This is a genomic window from Butyrivibrio proteoclasticus, from assembly GCF_900115735.1.
Taxonomy (GTDB): Bacteria; Bacillota; Clostridia; order Lachnospirales; family Lachnospiraceae; genus Butyrivibrio; species Butyrivibrio proteoclasticus_B.
Genome location: NZ_FOXO01000004.1, coordinates 82,658 through 104,416 on the forward strand (window position 1 = coordinate 82,658; position 21,759 = coordinate 104,416).

The following is a 21,759-nucleotide window of genomic DNA, read 5'->3' on the forward strand; positions in this document are numbered from 1 at the left end:
GCACATTTAAACACATTTAATCACATTTAATCACATTGGTCAATATCTTAGGTTGCTTAACATTTCTCCTACTGTTTTAATATATTGGTCTGTCAGCCTTGGCAGTCCTACCAACAAGAACATAGGAAAGCAGGAACATCACAGCCACAAACCCGATGAAATAACCATTTCCATCCTGCGATTCCATAGTTGCAATATAATCATAAGCCCCATGCAAAAGAGCCGGTACAACTACAGCAAGTATCCTACAGATCTTGGAACCAATATTTTCGCCTCTGTAATCAAGCTTCTTGGCAATCCCATAAAAGATTCCCATGAAAACGCCAAAACAGGCATGCCCCGGAATTGCTGTGACAGCCCTTACTATGGCAGTTCCAAAGCCATACATCATAACATAGCTGATGTTCTCCCACAATGCAAATCCAAGGGAAACAAAAACTGCATATACAACTCCATCGTACTGGCAATTAAACTCCCAGCTGCTCCATGTCTGTCTTTTCATGCAAAAATATTTCGAGCTTTCCTCAGCAAATGCAACAATGCCAAAGTAAAGGATTATGTTATATAGTGGCGATTCATACGGAACTGCAAGCCCCAAAATAGCAGACAATACTCGCTCCTCAACGAGTGCCAGCAGCGATGACAATATACCTGCTTTTATCAGAGTCCATATCATATATGGGCTCTCCCTCTCAAGCTTGTCTGACCTGTATACCTTTACCATCAGAAATATCGCAGGTATAACAGCTGCAGCTATAAGTATTCCGTTATAAACAAGATATGGTGCAACAAGAAAATAGAACATTGTCCTTCTCCCTCTTTACAAAATCACAGTATCCATCCTGCATCCTTCGCTGGTTGAATATCCTTACCTTCCACAGCTCTTTCCATATGCAGAACGGCCAACAAGAAACCCTGCCAGTCCAAACAATGAAGAAATCACCAGTAATACAGCCATCAAAGTCCATTCTTTTTTTATATTATTTTTCATATCAGTTAAATCCTCATCTTACGAAAGTCTCTTATTATTCCAAAACATTCTCTAACCATGTTATTAGGAAGATACCATGGAACAGTATATGCAGCAATTCCGCATACTTCATCATCTGTGAGCATCTTTGCCAGATGTACTCCTCGAAATACATGGAAATTGTTTGTCACAATTCCAACCTTTAGCTGTTTATCAACATCTGCTGCCTTCTTCATGATATCAAGCGAATACTGTATGTTCTCGCTTGTGTCCATGGCTTTAGGCTCAGCGATAACCCTCTCCGGGTCTATACCTCTTGAAACAAGATAGTCCTTTCCTCCATCGCCTTCACTTACAGATTCATTTTGCCCTTGTCCTCCAGAAACTATGCAAATAGTATCCGGATTCTCAGAAAGATAGGTATAAGCTGCATCCAGCCTGTACTTAAAAATAATACTTGGTCCATTATCCCGCATCTGGGCACCAAGTACCACGATATAGTCAAGATCTTTTTCACCTTTATCACCAAAGTGGCTTACCATGGCGATCGTGCATATGATCAGCACAGTCATAGCCAGTGCAATTAAAACATAGCTAATTGTCCTAAGTGCAATTGGTACTTTCAGCAACCGCCACTTGCCTGCAAGAAAAAATGCCAATCCAAAAATAGCTGCACCCGCGAGCCAGATGACAAAAGAAAATGTTCCACTTCCGACCATATAGATGCTCACGGAATAGGCAAGGCAGATAAATATAAGCGTCAATAATATGTATCTCATGGGATTCATCAATACTCTTCCTCATCCAAGCGCTCTATGACATAATCCCTGGCATGGCATCCAGCTCTTCCTCTGTTCCAAATAAAGTAAACTGCTTAGCATTACTTATAAGCATGTCATAGTCTGCGCATTCTTCCTCAGTTAACTCCCTCATAGTCAAAACTAATTCCCCACCATCATAAGTTTTTGTAAAACTCAACTGCTGCCCAGCACTCTTCCTCTGTGGGATGGCCTTTCTGAATACCGCCAACTACTTTGAGCGGTCCAAAGGTATCAAAACCTTTTGCAGTAAATCTACCAAGTTCGCTGCAGTGTTTACCCTCTGTTATTTCTGATATAGCATTGAAAATTCCACCTGTGGGATTACCGGCTGTGGCTATGAAAAAAACATCCTTATTAGTCGGCAGGTTTACCCTTGCGAAATTCAGAACCTGTTCTGCAAACTTTAGGTAATATATACCGGAAGCCAAACCAATCCTGTCATAACCTGTCAGGTCAACCTCATGCTTATCTGTAACATCGATAAGCACAACCTCGGGATCATATCCTTTTATCGCATCTAGCACCTTTTTAGTATTTCCATGATGCTTGCTGTAATACACAATAGCTGTCTTTCCCAATTATCTTTCCTCTTTTACTATTTTCATAAGCAACTCATTTCTTTTATCAATCACATGATTCACATGTTTTAAGAAAGAGATATATTTCTTTGGCGTATCTACCCGCTCAAGCAGATCGCTTGTCTCAACAACAGCAAAACCGGAATCAACTACATCTTTCAAAAAGGCTGTTGGATTCTGTGTAACGAGCTCTCTGTACCAACGCTCATGCCTTTTATAGTACACATCCGGGATATCATAACAATGTGACTTGCCCCTGTGTTCATTTCCCCCCGGCCATGTAGGGCATACATTGCCAATCGTTGAATAATGTTCAATAAAAGTCTTTAGCTCCTCAGTTTCATTAAGAGCATGGTACTTTCTATGTGTTTTGGATAGATATTTCCTATTATACAGGTTATGACCTTCATTATTTTTTATAATAATTCCTGACAAAGATATTCCTTGCTTTTGATCATCTTTATAAAAAGACCAGATTCCAAGAGTATAGATACCCAAAAACGAATACAATACATCTGGATATTCCCATTGAAGAGTACCAACTTTATTACTTCTTGCCTTCTCTACACTTTGTCCTTTACTTTCGCTCCACTTGAACCAGTCATCAACTGAGTTCATATTGTCTACTAAAACTTTTTTCATTCCATTTTCCCTGTATCTTTGCTGATTCTTATAGTGCTGTCTCCCATGAGTGGCAGAATTCTGCCGTCATCGTTAATAAACCAAGCCCAAAGCACCAGACATTCGGGCTCTCAAAAGAATCCACTATAACAAGATTTTCGGCGAGTTTCTCCTGTATAATCTTACGTGCACTTTCCTTATCAATCATTATCTACCTGTTCCTCACATCTATTTCGTCCTTCTCTAGACTGCTAACATATACTAATCCATATAATCTTTCACATTAAAATACTCATCAGTCCACTATTCTTCCTCAGTGATACCAGGAACGAACTCTTTGCTGTATGTACTTCCTGAAAACCGATCTATGTAATACCGGAGTTGGGTGCCAGTATAGGATCTGTACAATACGACTATATCCGTGTCATCTATCGACTCAACATTCCAGTAAACTGTGTAATCTTCAGAATCTATCATGCTCTTCAAATCGGCATTTTTTTCAAGACAATAATTCTTAATAGCCGTTAAGGCCTGCTCTTCAGTAATCCCCACTTCTTTTCCAGCAAGCTTATCCAAAAATGTCGAATAATCCATCCTTCCGGAAATCTGTTTCATTTCATAGCTTTCGTAAAGACTGATTGCCGCTTTAATTTCGTCCTCAGTCATATCTTTCCCAGTTTCGTTATGATATTCTGAAGAACCAACATCTTCACAATAATCCTGGAGTTCGTTATCTGAGGGCCATCCATCACCGTCAAGATCATTAAAGTTAATATCTTTTACCCAATAATCCGTTCCAAGCTCGCCCTCTTCACGCTTGGACATATATGTGTTGTAGTAGATAGCTCCTGCGTATTCGGCATTCCCGTTATAATAAATTCCCTTTCTGGGAGCATAAGAATAGCCACTATTACCTCCTGCTCCATAAGGCCATCTATTCATTAGGTAATGAGCTTTTCCATCATCATATGCTACAAGAGAAACCCAATACCCTGGGCAGCCAACGACAAACTCCGGTATATTATCATCATCTGCATAGATAAGATCAAATAGATTTTTATCATCTTGAATACTGTATACTTTTGCTAAGTGAGTGTATAATTCCTGATAACTTCTATAAAGACCTTCCTGAGCCTCCCCAAGCAACGCTTTCTGAATTCCTGCTATTGTGAAGTCACACCCTATCTCTGACATTTTTTCTTCATTCAAATCTGCAAAAGTTTCAAATGGATAGTCTCCATGGACTGACTCATATAGCAGAACGTGTTTTCCAAAATCCGAATCGCCTATAACAGCTATATCATCCTTACCATCACAATTAAAATCAAAAAAACCTACAGCTATAATTTTCTTCAGATAATTGGTCCCATTTTCAGAATATATTGATGTATACAGATCTGAAAGGAATTTACCATCTTTAACTATGGTAATATCCGCTTCATCTGGATTTACAGAATAGGTAACAAAGTGTACCGGTCCATCATACTGCGAAAGTTCGACATCGAATGTCTGCTCTTCATCACAATAATCGTCCCACTGTATAGCATTCGACTCAATGACTATAGTATCCGATGTTTTATTCATTTTGAGAACTCGGTCAGCCCACTTTCCATAATTCTTACCAGCATTTGCCCCCGGTAATTCTTCTGAGTTCACTCTAAATCTTAATTCATAATGATTTCCAGATTTTTCACCCGATACACATGTGTATTGATTTTGATGTGCAGCCCAATGCTCTTTATAATATGAGTCATACTTCGGGACATAATCCCAGGAAAGAACATCATCTGCTATATTGCTTAGACCAGTATGCTGGATAATATAATCTGCAAGGTCACCCTTTCTTATTACAAAGAGATCTCCATACAGTTCCTTCTCGCCTATAGACTCTAGATAATCGCTAATCTCATTTTCAGAAACATCCTGTACAGACAATCCAGCACCAAACTCCAGAACAAAGTCCCAATTGATTTCCTCTGGCGAATTATATGATTCTAGAAGGAATCCATTATACTCATCTGTGTTAAGGAGATTTGAAAATTCCTGTAATTCATCTTCTGTCAAAGCTACCGTGGGTTCCTCTTTTTCGACCGTAATCGTATTTGTTTCTGATTGTTCTTTAACTGTTCCTCCCTGAGATGATTCTGTGCCAATAGCTGTTTCATCAGACACGGCGCTATCACTACATGCAGATAAAAGTATCGTCGTAGATGAAATAAGCAGTACTGTACTAATAAAATGCTTGCTTGCCCTATATATAATTTTTGTATACTTCCTATTATTCACTCAAATCACCTAAAACTTAAATTCCAACTTATCTTTACTACCCTACGTATTCTCTACCCACTTGATTACTTACGCCTTTCTCAAGAAAAGCATACTATTCAATAACTACCTCTGATGAAAATAGATTACCAAAAATCTTTCTAAGCGCATTCTTATTCTTTGGACCACTAAGTGCTCCCTTATCAATTGCTGAAACCACTGTTAAGTAATCATCATCACTGAGCGTACAAACCATATCTAACTTGCATTTTGCTCTCGATGTTCCTACATAGAACTCCTTACCTCGCTCACCTTCAAATGACTTAGAATTAAGGTTCAACAAAATGATAGCATCTGCTTCAAGCCCTTTAAATGTAATGCATGTGGCAACCCTATATTTCTTTCCATTGTGTTTAAAGTAATCATATGGGTCATCAATTGTACTCTCTATGAGGTGTCCCCCAAGTGTACTTGAGCTCAACTTTCCTTGCGTAAGAATGACTACATCATCAAGTCCCAAGTCTTTATATTCATCTAATGTTTTTTTCAAAACATCCAACTCTTTTTCTCTGGAATCAATAACATGCATTACTGGAGTATATGGCTTTACCCAAGAATATGCAGCGTCAATTTTAAGACTCCTGCCTTTTTTATCTTTAATTGGAGTAACTGATGTTTTTGCTATTTCTTTTGTGTTTCGGCAATTTTTATGAAGCGTTAGCCTGCAGTCTGCACTATCGATGCAGTCAGGCAATATATTTTCTATGCTCTGTCCGCCTTGTATGGTCTGATACTTATCATAGAATAGATAGAATGTGCCCTCCTGTTCCAATGCAGCCTCTTGTAGTTTATTGATAATCTCACAGTTCTGTATTCCTTCATCTTCCTTATCTGGATGAGCTTCTACGTCTATTACCCCGAAGTCTTGCCCTTCATCAACTATAATGTGCTTATAGCCAAGCTCAGCCTCACGTCTAATACATCTATCTAGCCAACGTTCAAGTCCCGCATAGTCTTCAAAATTCCCTGTTTTATCCCGTGTCAACTTGCTTATTGTCATAAAATCCACATTCTTATAATCAGGGTTGCTCCTATTATCATCCTCTAATTTTTTTTGAAGTTTCTTATTAAAGCACAAGAATAGAACTTTGTCTCCATCAACACTATGTAGTCTGGCTTTTTCTGTAGCAATCATCGTTTTCCCTGTACCAGCCGCTCCATTAATAACAGCTGTTGGTTGCTCTGTTAAAAAATCCAAAATCTTATATTGCTCACGGATAAGTTGTTTTAGTCTAAAGTTTATAAGCCCTGTGGTTGCCTCTGGCGAAGGAATAAGATGAAACTCTGGGCAAAGAATATTATCAAGCAGAAGTTTAAACTCTCCTTCATTCATTCCTTCTGTAAGAGTATTATCATACTTCTCTGATGGCATTTTTATGTCATATATCGCTTCAACCTTATCCCAAATAGTATCGAGGTCATCCTGTAGTATAGTCATTTGGATAGTTGCCTCTTCTGGTAATGACTGACCCTGGAAGTCTTTCTTCCTCATATCTACAAAACAAACCGCCCCAACAAACCGACATTTACTTAGGAGCGCACTGACTCTATTGTTACTATGATATTCTACTTTATCTCTAAGTGCTCTCTTTGCACCTGCTATCTGTTTATATGGCCCATGGTGCTGCATGATTCTTCCACTACTATAATGCCACTCTCTGTCAGACGACGAATAATAAATGCTGTCACCGGCCTTTACCTCAATGCACAATACTCCTCTCTTTGCATTTGCTATAACAAAGTCTAGGTCTCTGTCATAAACAACATTATCTTCTTTATTATAAGCAACAGCGTTATAGGAATGAAAAACATAGTATTCCTCATTCCCGGAATAATTATTCTTTAAGGCATTAAACAGAATATCCTCATGACTTCTTGGATCAAAATCCTTTGGTTCCTCAGGGACCATATGAATCGCCATTTGTTAAACCTCCAAAATATTTGAAATTGCCTCATCAATATCAGCATCTTCATCAAGCATCAAGCAGTACCAATCGTAAGTCTTCAACTGATCATACTGCTGTTTCTGCGTTTTCCAGAACAATGCAACCCTTGAGTCCGGCCAGAAAACTGCGGGCCAAATTTTTCCTTCTTTTATCTCAACACTATCGTATAGAACAGGCTTCTCACGATTCTTATCCTTTAGTTTGAGATACATATCCTCGAATATATTCTTTTCCTCATGTGAAAATTCTTCCTCTTCTGCAGACATAAAGTCGCTGTATACCTCGTCTATATCGCATCTCGAACTTTCATACTCAGAGGCATTAAAGTTTGTTATTGTTCGTGTCCCTCTGCTCTTTGCAGTTTTTGATGCCTTTATTATCACAGATTGCTTTGCCGCTTTCTCAGCCTCGCTATGCTCTACCACATCATTCAGAAGCCAATCAAGGTACTTATATGCAAGACCTCTGGATAAAATATCATGGTAGAATTGGTTTCCATAGTTCCTAAGACAGCCATAGCATGATGTCTCAGCAGTACATCCGCAGGAACCACTTACTTTTTCTTTTGCCTTTTCCAATACAGCCTTGAGGTTGCTATAAATATACTTTACAAATCCTGAGCCTCCCGGCGTATCATCATATAGAATTATCTGATTATTAGCGGTCACACATCCACTTATATCACCTCTACTGATATCCAAAGCAGCACTTGCTCCTTCCAATATCGCATACATAACAGACAGATACTGGTCCTTATAGCCAAGAGAATCCGCATGTTCCTGCTCAATATCATGCATCGGGAGAGTGAGTTTCAATATGTCAGTTGAAAACTGATGCCCCAGCGATACTCTCTGCAGTGACTTATTGTAACAAGGCCTTCCATATTTTGTCTTATGTCCTTTTCCTTTTGGAAGCTTAGCAACTTCTGTTGCAAAGCCGCACTCAGGACATACATATATTCCCGCACCATTTGTTCCCTGGTTCAGAATAAACAGCTTTCCACCAGGAGAATACTTTGCATGAATTTCTTTCCCCTTTAAATCCATGGTGCACTCCTTGACTTCCTGTTGCTGTAATTCTGTCAGTCCCTCATCAGTCCAGAACTGTGTCTGAGTCGCATAATATGCTTTTGGTCTTGATTCTCCCACCTGCCTTGGCTTATCTGTATATGAAGTAGAAAAGCCAAACATGGGAACAATAAACTTTCTTGGCTTTAATTCGCCGCCGCACACAGAACATATCTCAACTGCATCATCAATGTCTATGGTCACTTCAGTAACATCCCCCTTTGGAGGGAATATTTTCTTACAATTTGGACATTCATGATAAACATAGGTTGGCCAGCTCTTATCCGGAACTGTATTAATAGCATAACTCTTCCATTGTTTTCCATTTGCTACAATCTCAGCCGGTGGTGCAAACTCACTTATAGCCATGCTAAGATCACGCGAAAGATCTATCTTTTCCGCGTCTTTATTCTTATTGTTGATAATATCAAGCGATACTGTATCAATAGGGAATCCATATTTAGGCAGTACTCCCTTGGCACTGAGGAAGTTTATAGAGCCTTCATCATTAAGCGTTTCAATCAGCTTTGTAACGGCCCTTGCATCGCCCAGCTCCTTTTCAGTACTGTCAGCACTAACACTTTTCTTTAACTCCATAAGACCTGCAATATTAGACTCACGCTCTCTTATGGCAATATTGAGCTTTCCATCATCGCCGACGATCTCTCTTACAAAGCTCCAGTCATCGACACCAAGCATCTTACAAAGTTTTTTGTCAAATACTCCATGCAACGTATCCAGCAAATCCTGTGGCTTAGAATCCAGATACTTCTTAAGCTCAACCCCCATGTTATCCTTATCATCATAAGAGATGATTCTCTTTGTCTTTTCCATGAAGAATTCCGGGCGTTCTCTGAAGAATGCTGATATCACAACAGAGTTAAGGTGTCTTATTGCTATTTTTTCATTATCAATTTCCAAAAGTGGTGCGGCAATCTTGCCTGCAATAATCTCTGATGGTTTCTGGAAGAAGGTCATGTCATGACTGTTTCTACGAGCAAATGTAACAGAGAACGCTGCAGATGAAGTTCTTCGACCCGCACGACCAGCCCTCTGGATATAATTTGATGTTTCCGGCGGTACATTTCTCTGGAATGTTGCTTCCAGTTCGCCAACGTCTACACCCATTTCAAACGTGGTGGAGCAACTAAGCACGTTTATCGCACCCTCTTCAAAGAGTTTCTGATACTCTCCTGCTGTCTTAGTAGCAAGCTGGGCAGTATGCTCCCTGGCAACCATAGGGATAAACTGTTTCCCACCGTACAACTTATCGTAATAATTATCTTTTCTTATCTCTTGAGCCGTGATTTCTTCGAGTTCACCATCGCATTTAAGCTCCGGACATATATCCATAACAGAATAAGTGAATATCTTACCGCACTTCTTACATCTATAAATGGTCTCCTCAGGAGCAATATACTTAACAAGCCATCTCTTATGATTAAGTCCGTAAACCTGCCCGCTATCACTGGAAGGACCATCGATTACATACCCCATCTTTTTGAGGCTGTTCATAATGTCGTCATAGCATTTCTGAAGGTTCTCTATTGCCAGTTTCTCATTTTCTTCCTTAGCTTCAGCTTTATTGAGAATCTTCTGGAACATAGCGGAACGCTTATTCTTATGTCCCTCACTGGGCATAAATCCATAAACATATCCCTTTCTATACAGGGTTTCATTTCCGGTTGTTCTGAAATAACCAGCATGGTTTCTGGGTGAGAAGAAGTCATCTTCAGGACTTATCTCTGAAGGGAACGATACTGTTCCTTTCTGTCTCAAAGTATCAAAGACAAAACGGTATACATTCCAGATGTTTCTACCACCAGTAACTCCATATCTGGACACAGATTCCTTCTTGACCACCTGCTCAACCTCTACAGGCATTATCTGAATATATCCCATGCCCTCAAGGCCTGTAGCGATATCTGGGGAAATAAACTCCTGCATAACATAATGCGCTGCCATTGCCTTTTTCTGCTCATTACTCATAAGGCTCGCATTCATATTATTGTTACTCATTTCAACAAGATTTAAAGCATATAAGCCTTCCTTGTCGGCCATCTGCTTAGCTTTTGAAATCAGGTCATCAACAAGGAGCCCATCTTCATCAGTTTCCTTAAGGCAGTTGAGAATTATCTTTCTCCACATAGCCTGTCTATATTTCTTCTCAAAAAAGCCTGCAAAAAAGGCAGCTTCCTGACGGTTATCAGAAAAAATAAGTAATTTTCTACCGCTTTCATCAATAACCTGCTCATCAATATCACCGCTTTCTGGTTCTAAATCGCCAAACAGATCGTCATCAAACAGGTCATCTGATGATTCTTTTTTCTTATCTCCATTGATAGGTCGTGGAGGAATGGCATCATACAAGCTCTTAGCCACCGCAAATGTTGCAGGCTGGTTAGCTGTCAGGAATCGTTTGATCAGTCCTTCTTTTGTTGCTCCACAAACAGGACAACAATTAGATTCTTTGCCCTTTCCTGAATATTTAAGGTTGTATACTGTGACCACCTTGCTCTGATCAGCCGTTCTACAACAGTTATAATCAATGTTCTCCGCATACTCAGATATTCTTCCGCAGGACAAACACAGATGAAACTTATCCAAAGAAGAAAAGCTTGCCTTTTCTTCCAGTGCATCATCTTCATCAAACACTTCGTCTACTTCAGAATCAGAAATGAAATAGTACTCCGGTTTCTCATTGCTGCTTGTTTGAACCAGATAGTTCTTTCCATTGTTGTTTATTGTTTTTCCTAATATATACTCCTGGCTGCACTTCTGACAGTTAGCCATTTCAAATACAGAGTATTCCCCTGTTCCATCATTAAACTTCTCTTTGCGATCTAGGAAAACGCGCTTACGGGGATAATACTCCACAAACATACCTTCCAAAGATTTCACAAACAGATGGTATCTTGCCGGAAGTAATGCTGATTCATATTCACTTGGCTTAGCCGCAGCCGCCAACTCAATCAGGTCAATAAGTGCCTGCTCCCTTAAGGTATTATCCTTTATATCCGCAAACACATAGCTCGAAACTTCTATGATATCTTTGGGCTTTTCCTTTAACGAATCATATAGCTTGATTATTCTGGAATCCGGAAGAAGTTTCTCATAGAGGTATTTCCCCTTTTCATCTTCTGGCATTCCAGCAACTTTTTCCTTAAGCTCTATATATTCAGCAGGTGCATAATCTCTTGAATTCTTTCCAGCTTTCCGTTCCTGCCTCTCTGTTGTAATGACATCCGAGCCGTCAAAAGGCTCATCGAACAGCTCTGAAGCAAAAGTTGCCAGTGCCTCTTTCCCGCCCTCGGTTCCCAGCGTTGCACTGGTAGCAATGCATCTGAATGGCTCATTCATATGATGCCTGATACGTTCCTTTAATCTGCGAAGCAGGAAACCAATCTCAGTTCCATTTGCCCCCTTGTATGTATGAGCTTCATCTATAACAAGGAACTTCCAGTTTTTGGCCATGTCTGTATCAAAAAATGGAGCGGTATTGGGCTGTAAGAGCATGAACTCAAGCATAGCATAGTTAGTAAGCAGGATATGTGGCGGATTCTTAGCCATATATTCTCTGCACATAAGCTCATTGCCAATAGATTTTCTTGAATCAGGGTCATTATCGTTCTGATGCTGAATATCATATTCTTTGTGAAGTCTCGCTTCTGCCTCTGCGGGATCCTCGTTTGTCTTTGCATGAGCAGTCTCACCGGTATATCTTCCGAAAGTGATATCCGGGTAATCAGCAAGCAGCTTCCTAAGTTTCTTTTGCTGGTCATTCGCAAGCGCATTCATAGGGAAGATCAGTAATGCCCTAACACCAGGATCAAGCTTTCCTTGCTCTTTCTCACGCATCAGCTCATTAAAAACAGGATACAAATAGCATTCTGTTTTTCCAGAACCTGTACCAGTTGATACAACCATATTCCTGCTGTCATTTATGATATGCTCCAAAGCACGCTGCTGATGGATTCTGAGTTTCCAATCCTCATAGTGTACACGTTTGCCCATTTTGGCAAACTCTTTGCTTATGAGTCCATCTTCAGCCAGTTCCTTAAGGCTCTTACCCTCTTTGAATGGTAATGTAGTCTCTAAATACGGGCCTTTAACGAAGCCAGTATGCTTCACTTCTTCTTTTGCAAGTCTACGTATTTCACGGTCTCTTACTGTAAGAATAGAGGAGACATAGCTCCTGTAGTCCATTTTTATCTTATCTGTAGTAGCTCTGGGATTCATTGACATATAGTCAGCCCTCCTTCTTTCGTAGATACAGGAATAATGATGCCATTATCATGTCTCTTTCTGATATATATGGTGCCCATTCAAAAGCATTTATCATAAACATATTTGCTTCATCTTTGATGTTTCCATATTCCCCAGGCACATCCATCCGAGTTACAAGTGCTGCAATCGCAACGAAATAGAAATAATTGGGAAGTGCAAATCCCATTGATTCTCCAGCTGTCCTGTTCATTAAAACAGCGTCATACTCTGCAAGGTACTTTCCATTATTATCCATGCGTTTCAAAGTAAAGAGTTTCAGCCATACAACCTTTTTAAATCTTTCAAAGGATTCTCTCATAGCCCTATCTAATTGAGGATCCGCAGCCCCACCACCCGGGTGATTTCTGATATACCAGTTTACGAAAAGATCTGTGTACCTGGTTCCATTTAGATACATACCATCATCTGGAATCTTTTTCTTATCAAGATATATCCTGTCTTTCCTACTGCGCTCTTCGTCTATCATTTCATAGAATCTGTTTTCACCAGATATTTCCTTGGTAAGACGAACATGTACCCTACTGTTGCCATCCTCTCTTAAGAAATGCTTCCTATCTTCAGTACGTTCTACTTCTGTTCCTGAGCTTTGAAGCATTTCCACTATTGCTTCCTGACCAATAATATCCCTATAAGTAGCATTTCCAAGCGTATCTCTGATTGCAGTATCCAGCTTCATAAGCATAAGAAGCGCAAGCCTTGATGATGCAATCTTTACCCCACTTATTACTTCCCTGATGTCCCCTTTCTTTTCATCATGGGGATATTCCAGAAGCATAAGAGCGTAATTCTTTATGCACCATCCAAAGACATATTCACTTACTTTCAGTGAAACAAGCTCCTTTGTAATCCTGTACCTGTCCTGGTTAGTAAGAACATTACGCGATATCAGCGTCATGAGTCCGCATATTATATTTTTATGTTCATTGGACAGCTTCCCTTCTAGCATCTGAGCAAGAATGACAAGATACGAAACCACATCATCATCAATATCCAGATCTTTATAACTAAGCAAATGTGTCCTTGCCATATAGCTTTCAGACTGTCGCAGTGCAGGTATGTTCTTTACGCTTCTACACTTTATAAGCTCACTTATAATCTGTTCCAGCCATATCTTGAAGCTATTGATATCATCATTCTTTCCCTTTCCGGATACGAAAAACTGATCCGTATCCATAGATACAGAAAAGACTTCGTCCAGAGAGAATAAGTCATCCATGGCATTTTCTCTTACCACCCTATAGTAACCCGGTGTTAATGCGTCATCCTCTGAGAGCCTGAATACTCGCCAACCTTTTTCATTTAATGTGGAATCCTCATATCTTAGCTGCAGAGAAAAATCTGGCTCGGCGTATTTCTCCACAACAACATCGCCTGTAATATCCTCGTCCCAAATACCAATGGAGCGAGTCTTGGGTGCATACCCCGGTCTTCTCTTAAACTTTGAGACCTCTTCAATAATCAGTAGATCAAGTTTCTCATCCGTCTCATCATTTATCACAGTGATTTTCACCGGCAGAGGAGCTGTCTGCACAGTATCTCTAAATACATTCAGGTCAAAATTTATAGCACCGGTGTTGCTCAGCTTTATCTGCTTCTTCTGTTCTATTCCATTTACTGAAAACACTTCAGCTGTATATTCATAATCTCTGTAATCGCCATAGAAAGATATTGATGACCATGCCTTACTTTCTAGAAAATCTGTAAGATCACATCTCTCTGTTATTGAATTCTCAGATATCAATTCTGTTTTGTAAGCACAGATAGGTAATTGAAAATCCACATTTACATGCAAATTCTCAAGTTTTGATACAATTGTTCCCGACAAAACACCTTCTACATAAGGAACTGAAACCACATACTTATCAACCAAATCCTGAGCGGATCCATTAGAGAAGTTCATCTCCCAGCCATCTATCTTTTTTATAGTTATTTTGGCCATATTTGATTTTATGTTTCCATGTGGCCAAACAAGTTCAGTATCATAATTGGATTTAAACTCCGGAAGCAAAAAGAATCTCTCTTGCTTTAAGAACCTATTAAACTGATATATTCTTACAGTCTTGATACCATAATCATCTTCATCAAAACCTGCGGAAATATCTATACGTGTCTCTTCATCAACATCAAGGTCTTCTACTACAAGGGACTCCTTACCAATACGTATTTCCAATCCTTCTGCACTGGTAAATCCCTGGAAGCTAACATCCAATGCGGGAATTTCTGTAAATAGCGGTATCTCTGACTCTATGTAATCTGTTCCAAACAGTTTTTTTCCAGATAAACTAATTGTTATCTGTGGTCGCATCTGGAACACTATGTCTTCAGAACCCGTGCTTATTATGTATTCAGCGTCAATATCTGTAGGAATAATCTGCTCAACTCTATAGTCTGATGTTATAAGCGGATAGCTCTGAATATCCCTTTCAACATTAGTGGCACCAACATTTGATGTTGAGGGATAAATGACAATTCCAAATGGCACCCTTAAATATCTCTGATTGATTCTTCGACCATCGGAACTAAAATATAGGTAATCATTACTTCCTATTCCCTTAAGTTCGAATTGTGTGGGATGTTTATCAAAGCCATCATCATACTCAAAGGTTAGTGTGTAGGACTCGCAAGGTCTTACAGATACGGTCATCTGATCAGTAAACCTCTTGCCTTCGCTTCCTTGAACAAAGCATTCTTTTACAATCTTATAATCATCATCACCGGAAAGAATCCACTTAGCGCCTTCTACCCATTCTTCAACCATATTCTGCCTAGGTAGTACGATGCAAAGACCTTTTTTACCATTGTCAAAAGTAAAATACGGCCTTACCTCAACCTGATCATCGTCTTTTTTGCTACGATATGTGGTCTTCTCCTTATCAAGCTCATGCCAATCACTATACGCAGATGCATATTTACCAGACATATCATCTGCCTGTGTGGCCGATAAATACGTATCCTGCATATCTACTATGAAGTTTAGCGACGTAGCTTCAGGAGTATCCTCCAAGAAATGCAATAAAGGCTTATGAACCCCATATGCTCTGGTTGTTATTTCATCAATCAACACCTGTGGCTCAACATTACTCATGAAGCCATATTTAAAGAGATAAAATAGATCCCCAAGATTACTTTCAGGCGGTTCTCCTACTTCATAAAGAACTGCATCCACATATATCCTGGTAGAAAATTTCACCGGACTATAATTTAATCCTGCCAGATCAAACGTCAACAAAATCTTTTTGCCAATCTGAGCTTGATCAGTACCACTCGGCTTATCAATCCCTATTTCTTCACTTATCATCCCCCAAAAATCACCATTGTACTGATATTTTGTAAGGAACACCACATATGTTACCATTGCATAAGGATAGTCCTTAAATAACTGCTTGAACTCAACTCCTCTGTCAATGAGCAACTCTATCCTGTTTTTTATTATTTCAAGATCATCTTTAGAGACATCAATCTGCCCCCAAAAGTCCTTGTCATGTAATTCTTGTTTAACTTCTTTATTTATTTTGGTTAAAGAATCGTCTTCCGTGAACTTAGGCACTTGCGCTCCTCCAAAAATCCTCATGCTATAACCATCAATTTAGAATATATCGACTATTTTAACTCAAAAAACAGCCAATATAATTATAAACCATCTGACATATGTGATGCTATTAAAGTCATATAAAAGAAAATCATTTTTAAAAAATGGCAATAAAAAAGAACGACATCACAGAGATGGCGTCCTTCCTTATTTTCCAACTAATTCCGGGTAAAAAACCTTTTGAAAAAACTTTTCTTTTTTTATCAACAGTGGGATCGCCAAAAAGGACCTCTCTTAGGAACTTATCATGCTCATCCGAATTATAAGCGCAGACCTTCCCCGGAATTACAAGAACAATCGCTAATAGTATGGCAATCAGCTTCCATGCTAGCTCTACTCTTTTTTTCATTTTGTTCTCTCAAATTCTATTGTAGGAATAACAACGAACTTCTTCTCATGTGCAACAAACTGCGCCTCAACTTCTTCACAGGAGCTACCCTCAACCGGTACTACTGTGATATCTATTGTCGTTCCCTCAATATACTTATATTTCTTAGCCTTTTCACTCTTATAAACTCATATTAAGAAACAGCGTTTAAAGAAATCATCTAATGATCATTTTTTTCTAAAGCTTGCAGCTTTTTCTTTTATCTCTTCCAAGCTTGTCTTAAACTTACCTGAAACCATTCCTGGGTTACCAAGAATAGTCCTGTTTCTATACCATTCAAAGAAGCCTCTTATTGGTTTTGGAGCAAGCCTATCCATAAGGATTCGGTACTTTGCATACATTTCGCCAACCTCTTCTCTTACATTTAACATGCTTGGAGAAGGATCGTGATAAAGCTTTTCTTTTAAACCGGCGAAAGATTTTTCCAGTTTTCCACTAAGTACATCTACTCTGCTGCCAATTTCGGAGCTCAAAACTTCTACTCTGCTGCCGATTCCGGAACTAATGCCATCTACCCTCTGTCCAATGGTCTCACGAACATCCTCGCCCTTAAAGGCAATGATAACATCGAGTCTCTTCTGCATTCTTCCCATTTCTTCTTTGGCTTTTTCCATATATACAAGGAAATCTCTAAGATCGATGGCTGTCTTAAAGGCCACCATAAAATCGCAGCTCACATAAACAGTTAGCACCATTGTAAAAACAGTGAGAAAATTGTAAGGTATGGACATTATGAAGTTTTCCACAGGAATCTGAAGATAATGCGTGAAAACAACAGTGAAAAATCCCCAAACAAGCGTGGATTCAAGGCATACATATCCATTGATATTAAGAAACTTATCTGAGTAGTCCCAGTATCTAACCTTGAAAAGCAGCTCCATCAGAACACCTACGACATATTCAAGGGCTGTAGCTCCAACGCATCCTGCCAGATAGACCAAAAGTATATTGGAATAAAAGGGCTTTGATACAACAAGCATCATTATCCCGCCACTGCCATATAAAGGTAAAAAGGGGCCTCGCATAAAGCCCCTGTTTACAAACCTTTTATTTAATATAGATACATAAGTGGATTCGAAGCACCACCCAAAAAAGCTGTATAAATAGAATAGAAAAAGCCACTGATGTGGTAAATAGTTAAACAAAGCAATTCCCCCAAAAAACTACTTATTGTTCCGGATTAGAAAAATCTATTACCGGATTATCAGGCTCTGTTGTCTTTTCAACTGATACAGCCTTAAGAACAGGTCCTTCGCCCTGATACTCCTCAACATACTGCTTCTCAACTTTTGCAGTAACAAGTACCCAATCCTTTTCATTAAGGTCAGCTACCTTGTCATACTCACATGCAAAGCCAAGGAACTGCATATCCTGCGCACAGCATGTCATTGCCATTCTTCCAGGAACAAAGCGGTTCTCAGGGAACTCTGTTGGCTTAAGCACCATACCTTTAAATCTGACTGTCTTGCCTTCATATCTGTCAACATGGTCAAGAGCATCAAGATAGAACATTCCATAACCATAGTTGTTGAGATCGATAGGATTAGCATTAAGGTCAAAAGGAAGATCCTCATCCAGAGTTACGTCTACTTCACCATTTTTATCTTCAAAGATAATATCAGCCTTCTGGTTGATAGCCTTAACATTTCTTTTATAAGAAGCAAGGTCCTCAATTCCATCGCAGCGGTTGAATAAAATAAGGTCAGAATTTCTGATCTGCTCTGCAAGAAGAGACTTCATGTTGTTGAAATACAGTTCAAAACTTGAAGCGTCTATTACAGTTATCTGCTGCTCAAGATTCCACATTACAGGGAGCTTTAAGTTCTTAAAGTTCCACATTCCGTTATACTCAACAAGGACTCTCTCAGGATTGTGCTTGGCATCAAGTGCAATAAGCGCATCCGGATTAAAGTCTTCCTCGTCTTCTATTTTCTCAATAACAGTGTTTGTGGATTTGAGAAGTTTTTCCTCATAATCATTCTCGCCATCCTCACAGACGATCAAAAGAGTCTTGCCTTTTGTCCTGAAGTAAGGCTGTGCAATTGTATATCTGAAGAAATCTGTCTTTCCACTGTCGAGAAAGCCATTGATTATATATACTGGTTTCAAATTAATTCTCCTTATCATAATCGCTTAACTTCTGTCTATCAAAGTCTGCGGAAGAGCTTCTCAAGGTTCTCCTCTTTAAGTTCAGATCCGATTACGCAGAACTTACCTGTTACATCTGCTGCGCCCTTACGAACATCAGCTTCACCAGGTACATAGTCAAACTCGATCCATGATCCGTCTGTGCTTGGAACAACGCCCTTTGTACGAAGAACGATACCAAATCTCTCATCATCCTCGAGCTGAGCCAGCATGCCCTTTATCTCATCCTCTGTATATTTGAGAGGTGTCTCCATGCCCCAACTGATAAATACATCTGCTGCATCATGGTGATGATGCTCATGCTCGTCGTGATCATGGTGATGGTGGTGCTCATGCTCATCTTCATCGTCATCATGGTGATGATGGTGCTCATGCTCGTCCTCGTCGTGATCATGGTGATGATGGTGCTCATGCTCGTCCTCGTCGTGATCATGGTGATGGTGGCACTCATGTTCATCTTCATCATCGTGATCATGGTGATGATGGCAGCACTCGTGCTCCTCATCGTCATCATCATGGTGATGGTGACAGCAACACTCATCTTCATCGTCATCATCGTGGTGTGCACTGTAAACTACTGAGCCATCCTCAGCAACAGTCTTGTGGCTTCCATGGTGATGATGGTGGTGATGATGCTCCTGTTCCTGCTCCATTACCATCTTTAAAAGCTCTGCCTCAAGGTCATTGTTGCCCTCAAAAGTATCAAGAATCTCTTTTCCTGTGATCTCACTAAGTGGAGTTGTGATGATAGTAGCCTTTTCATTATGCTTACGAATAAGCTCTACTGCCTCTTCGATCTTTTTCTGATCAGCCTTGTCTGTTCTTGTAAGAATGATTGTTCCGGCGTTCTCAATCTGGTTAATGAAGAACTCACCAAAGTTCTTGATATAAACCTTTGCCTTTGAAACATCAACAACAGTAACAGCGCTGTTAAGTTCCATTTCATCTGAAGTATCTGCAATATTCTGAATGGCTCTCATAACATCTGAAAGCTTACCTACTCCTGAAGGCTCGATAAGGATACGCTCAGGTGCGTACTGCTCCATAACCTGCTTAAGTGAAGTCTCAAAATCACCTACAAGTGAACAGCAGATACAGCCTGAATTCATCTCTGTGATCTCAATTCCGGCTTCCTTTAAAAATCCGCCGTCAATTCCAATCTCACCGAATTCATTTTCAATAAGAACCACCTTAGTTCCTGCAAGTGCTTCCTTTAAAAGCTTTTTTATAAGAGTTGTCTTACCAGCTCCCAAAAATCCTGAAATAATATCTATCTTGGTCATTATATCTCCAATCTGCACATCCTTTATCTGTGCTATAACTACTACAACAAGGTATATTCTATAGCAGCCCGTAAATGAATGTCAAGAAAGGCATCATAACGCTGTCAATCATCGCCCGATATTTGTTCAGATGCACTTTCAGTAGACGATGCTTCGTTTACTTCTTCTTTTTCACTTTCGCTATCTATATTATTTTCAGATGAACTATTTAATGAAGACTCTTCCTCTTCTTTAAAAACTGCTATGTTCGAAATGTCTTCCGGAATTTCAAAATCTGCATTTTCACTGTTTGAAAGGTCAATTGCGCTTTTACTTTCTGCTGCCTCATCACTTTCTTTTTCTGCTGTACTTCCGGCAATTGTATTTTCTTGTGTTCCAGACATGCCTTCAGTACTCTCGTTCATAGATGTTTCAGCTGAAGCGTTTTCTTCTGTAGATAACTCAAATCCCTTGAACAGACTTTCAATATCTATTTTTCTTTCCGGGACCATCATGTGCGATGTCATTATATTTCTTGGGCTTGGCACATTTACTGTACTGTTGTAATCCCTATGATTTTGGTCAAAAGAAATATGCGCCTTAATAATCTGTCCATGAACATATCCACATGATGTACGATATCCTATAAGCTGACCATCTTCATAATCACATTTTTTTATCTTCTCAGTATCCACCTTGATTTCTCTTCTGGCTCTGTCACGAAAGACATTAATGTCCAACGTGGACTCATAATGGTAGCCATCGTCCGATTCATATTCGATTCCACAATAGTTGCATCGCCATCTAAAAATCGGATCATCGCCATTGTCACGATCAGTTACATGATTAAGCTTATCGCAATTATCCCTTGTTCTGTATGAATACCGATATGCAAAATCATAGCAACTGTCAGTGTGATTATGAATTACAGGTACATTGTAGCATCCGCCTCTTCTGTTTTCAGGAACATATTCTTCGTCGCACTCTCTGCCTTCTCCATCCCTGTGGTAGTGATATTCGTACTCAACATTGCCTGACACATCACCATTTCCCAAAATAATCTGCTGAGGAATTCTGTTTATAGCATCGCTAAGTTCTTTAAATGTGGCATCCTGTCTGACATCAACGCCTTTAGTGAGTAATGTGGATGCCAATAGCTTTTTGCCATCACTCACACGCTGAAAAACCTCATCAAGTTTTGAATTTGTTTTATTTAACTCACCGGCTATATAGCTCTTTAAATCGTATGTATTATTTAAAGAGGCATCTGTAATATTCTTGAAGCTATTATTTATTGAGGCATTAAGCTCATTAAACTTATTGTTATTTGTATTGTTCATACCATCAAGCTTACTGTTTGTGGCTTTATCCATTGCATCAAGCTTGCTATTTGTTGATTTATCCATAAAATCAAGTTTGTCATTGGTAGCTTTTCCCATAGAGCTTATCCTGTCATTTGTAGACCTATCTATGGCATCAAGCTTGCTACTGGTATTTTTACCAAGTTCATCCAGTTTACTTCCGGTTTTTTTATCAATCGCGTCAAGCTTATTATTTGTTGTATTTCCCATTTTATCAATTTTATTATTGGTTGATGATTGCATTTCATTGAGCTTATTATTTAGAGATGAATGCATTTCATTGAACTTTTTGTTTGTAGATGAATTCATCTCATCAAGTTTTTTATTTGTGGATGTATTCATTTTGTCCAATTTACTGCTAGCTGCTGCACTTATCTCATCAAGCTTTTTGTTTGT

Annotated in this window: 14 protein-coding genes; all 14 read right to left on the reverse strand. The window is 39.3% G+C overall.

Going from position 1 to position 21,759, the window contains the following annotated elements:
• Positions 1-76: 76 nt before the first annotated feature.
• Positions 77-805 carry a PrsW family intramembrane metalloprotease gene (locus tag BM146_RS03825; protein WP_074884595.1) on the reverse strand — a complete coding sequence of 243 codons (729 nt, stop codon included), beginning with the start codon at positions 803-805 and terminating at the stop codon, positions 77-79.
• A 63-nt stretch (positions 806-868) separates the two neighbouring features.
• Complete coding sequence (locus tag BM146_RS20150) at positions 869-991, reverse strand: hypothetical protein (RefSeq protein ID WP_278308492.1); 123 nt, start codon at positions 989-991, stop codon at positions 869-871.
• A 5-nt stretch (positions 992-996) separates the two neighbouring features.
• Positions 997-1,749: a YdcF family protein gene (locus BM146_RS03830; protein ID WP_177201582.1), complete on the reverse strand. Its 753-nt coding sequence runs from the start codon at positions 1,747-1,749 to the stop codon at positions 997-999.
• Positions 1,750-1,925: 176 nt separating this feature from the next.
• Positions 1,926-2,369: a flavodoxin domain-containing protein gene (locus tag BM146_RS03835; protein ID WP_074884602.1), complete on the reverse strand. Its 444-nt coding sequence runs from the start codon at positions 2,367-2,369 to the stop codon at positions 1,926-1,928.
• Positions 2,370-3,011, reverse strand: a complete 642-nt coding sequence (locus BM146_RS03840; RefSeq protein ID WP_074884605.1) for a hypothetical protein — start codon at positions 3,009-3,011, stop codon at positions 2,370-2,372.
• A 282-nt stretch (positions 3,012-3,293) separates the two neighbouring features.
• Positions 3,294-5,276, reverse strand: a complete 1,983-nt coding sequence (locus tag BM146_RS03845) for a hypothetical protein (protein ID WP_143087416.1) — start codon at positions 5,274-5,276, stop codon at positions 3,294-3,296.
• A gap of 94 nt (positions 5,277-5,370) precedes the next feature.
• Positions 5,371-7,236: a nuclease-related domain-containing DEAD/DEAH box helicase gene (locus BM146_RS03850; protein ID WP_074884612.1), complete on the reverse strand. Its 1,866-nt coding sequence runs from the start codon at positions 7,234-7,236 to the stop codon at positions 5,371-5,373.
• 3 nt (positions 7,237-7,239) lie between these two features.
• Positions 7,240-12,573 (reverse strand): DEAD/DEAH box helicase, encoded by a 5,334-nt coding sequence (locus BM146_RS03855; RefSeq protein WP_074884616.1) that lies wholly within the window; start codon positions 12,571-12,573, stop codon positions 7,240-7,242.
• 4 nt (positions 12,574-12,577) lie between these two features.
• Positions 12,578-16,162, reverse strand: a complete 3,585-nt coding sequence (locus BM146_RS03860; RefSeq protein ID WP_074884620.1) for a hypothetical protein — start codon at positions 16,160-16,162, stop codon at positions 12,578-12,580.
• Between the two features lie 139 nt (positions 16,163-16,301).
• Positions 16,302-16,553: a hypothetical protein gene (locus BM146_RS03865; protein WP_074884623.1), complete on the reverse strand. Its 252-nt coding sequence runs from the start codon at positions 16,551-16,553 to the stop codon at positions 16,302-16,304.
• Between the two features lie 206 nt (positions 16,554-16,759).
• On the reverse strand, positions 16,760-17,737 hold the full coding sequence (locus tag BM146_RS03870) for a putative ABC transporter permease (RefSeq protein ID WP_074884625.1): 978 nt from the start codon (positions 17,735-17,737) through the stop codon (positions 16,760-16,762).
• Positions 17,738-17,759: 22 nt separating this feature from the next.
• On the reverse strand, positions 17,760-18,719 hold the full coding sequence (locus BM146_RS03875) for a TIGR03943 family putative permease subunit (RefSeq protein ID WP_074884628.1): 960 nt from the start codon (positions 18,717-18,719) through the stop codon (positions 17,760-17,762).
• A gap of 20 nt (positions 18,720-18,739) precedes the next feature.
• Positions 18,740-20,023 carry a GTP-binding protein gene (locus tag BM146_RS03880; RefSeq protein ID WP_074884630.1) on the reverse strand — a complete coding sequence of 428 codons (1,284 nt, stop codon included), beginning with the start codon at positions 20,021-20,023 and terminating at the stop codon, positions 18,740-18,742.
• A gap of 104 nt (positions 20,024-20,127) precedes the next feature.
• The coding region (locus tag BM146_RS03885) for a hypothetical protein (RefSeq protein WP_074884635.1) at positions 20,128-21,759 on the reverse strand (1,632 nt) is incomplete at its 5' end.

Coding starts and splice junctions, on each gene's coding strand:
- BM146_RS03825 (WP_074884595.1), bottom strand. CDS start 805: ATGTTCTATTTTCTTGTTGCACCATATCTTGTTTATAACGGAATACTT.
- BM146_RS20150 (WP_278308492.1), bottom strand. CDS start 991: ATGAAAAATAATATAAAAAAAGAATGGACTTTGATGGCTGTATTACTG.
- BM146_RS03830 (WP_177201582.1), bottom strand. CDS start 1,749: ATGAGATACATATTATTGACGCTTATATTTATCTGCCTTGCCTATTCC.
- BM146_RS03840 (WP_074884605.1), bottom strand. CDS start 3,011: ATGAAAAAAGTTTTAGTAGACAATATGAACTCAGTTGATGACTGGTTC.
- BM146_RS03850 (WP_074884612.1), bottom strand. CDS start 7,236: ATGGCGATTCATATGGTCCCTGAGGAACCAAAGGATTTTGATCCAAGA.
- BM146_RS03855 (WP_074884616.1), bottom strand. CDS start 12,573: ATGTCAATGAATCCCAGAGCTACTACAGATAAGATAAAAATGGACTAC.
- BM146_RS03865 (WP_074884623.1), bottom strand. CDS start 16,553: ATGAAAAAAAGAGTAGAGCTAGCATGGAAGCTGATTGCCATACTATTA.
- BM146_RS03875 (WP_074884628.1), bottom strand. CDS start 18,719: ATGATAAGGAGAATTAATTTGAAACCAGTATATATAATCAATGGCTTT.
- BM146_RS03880 (WP_074884630.1), bottom strand. CDS start 20,023: ATGACCAAGATAGATATTATTTCAGGATTTTTGGGAGCTGGTAAGACA.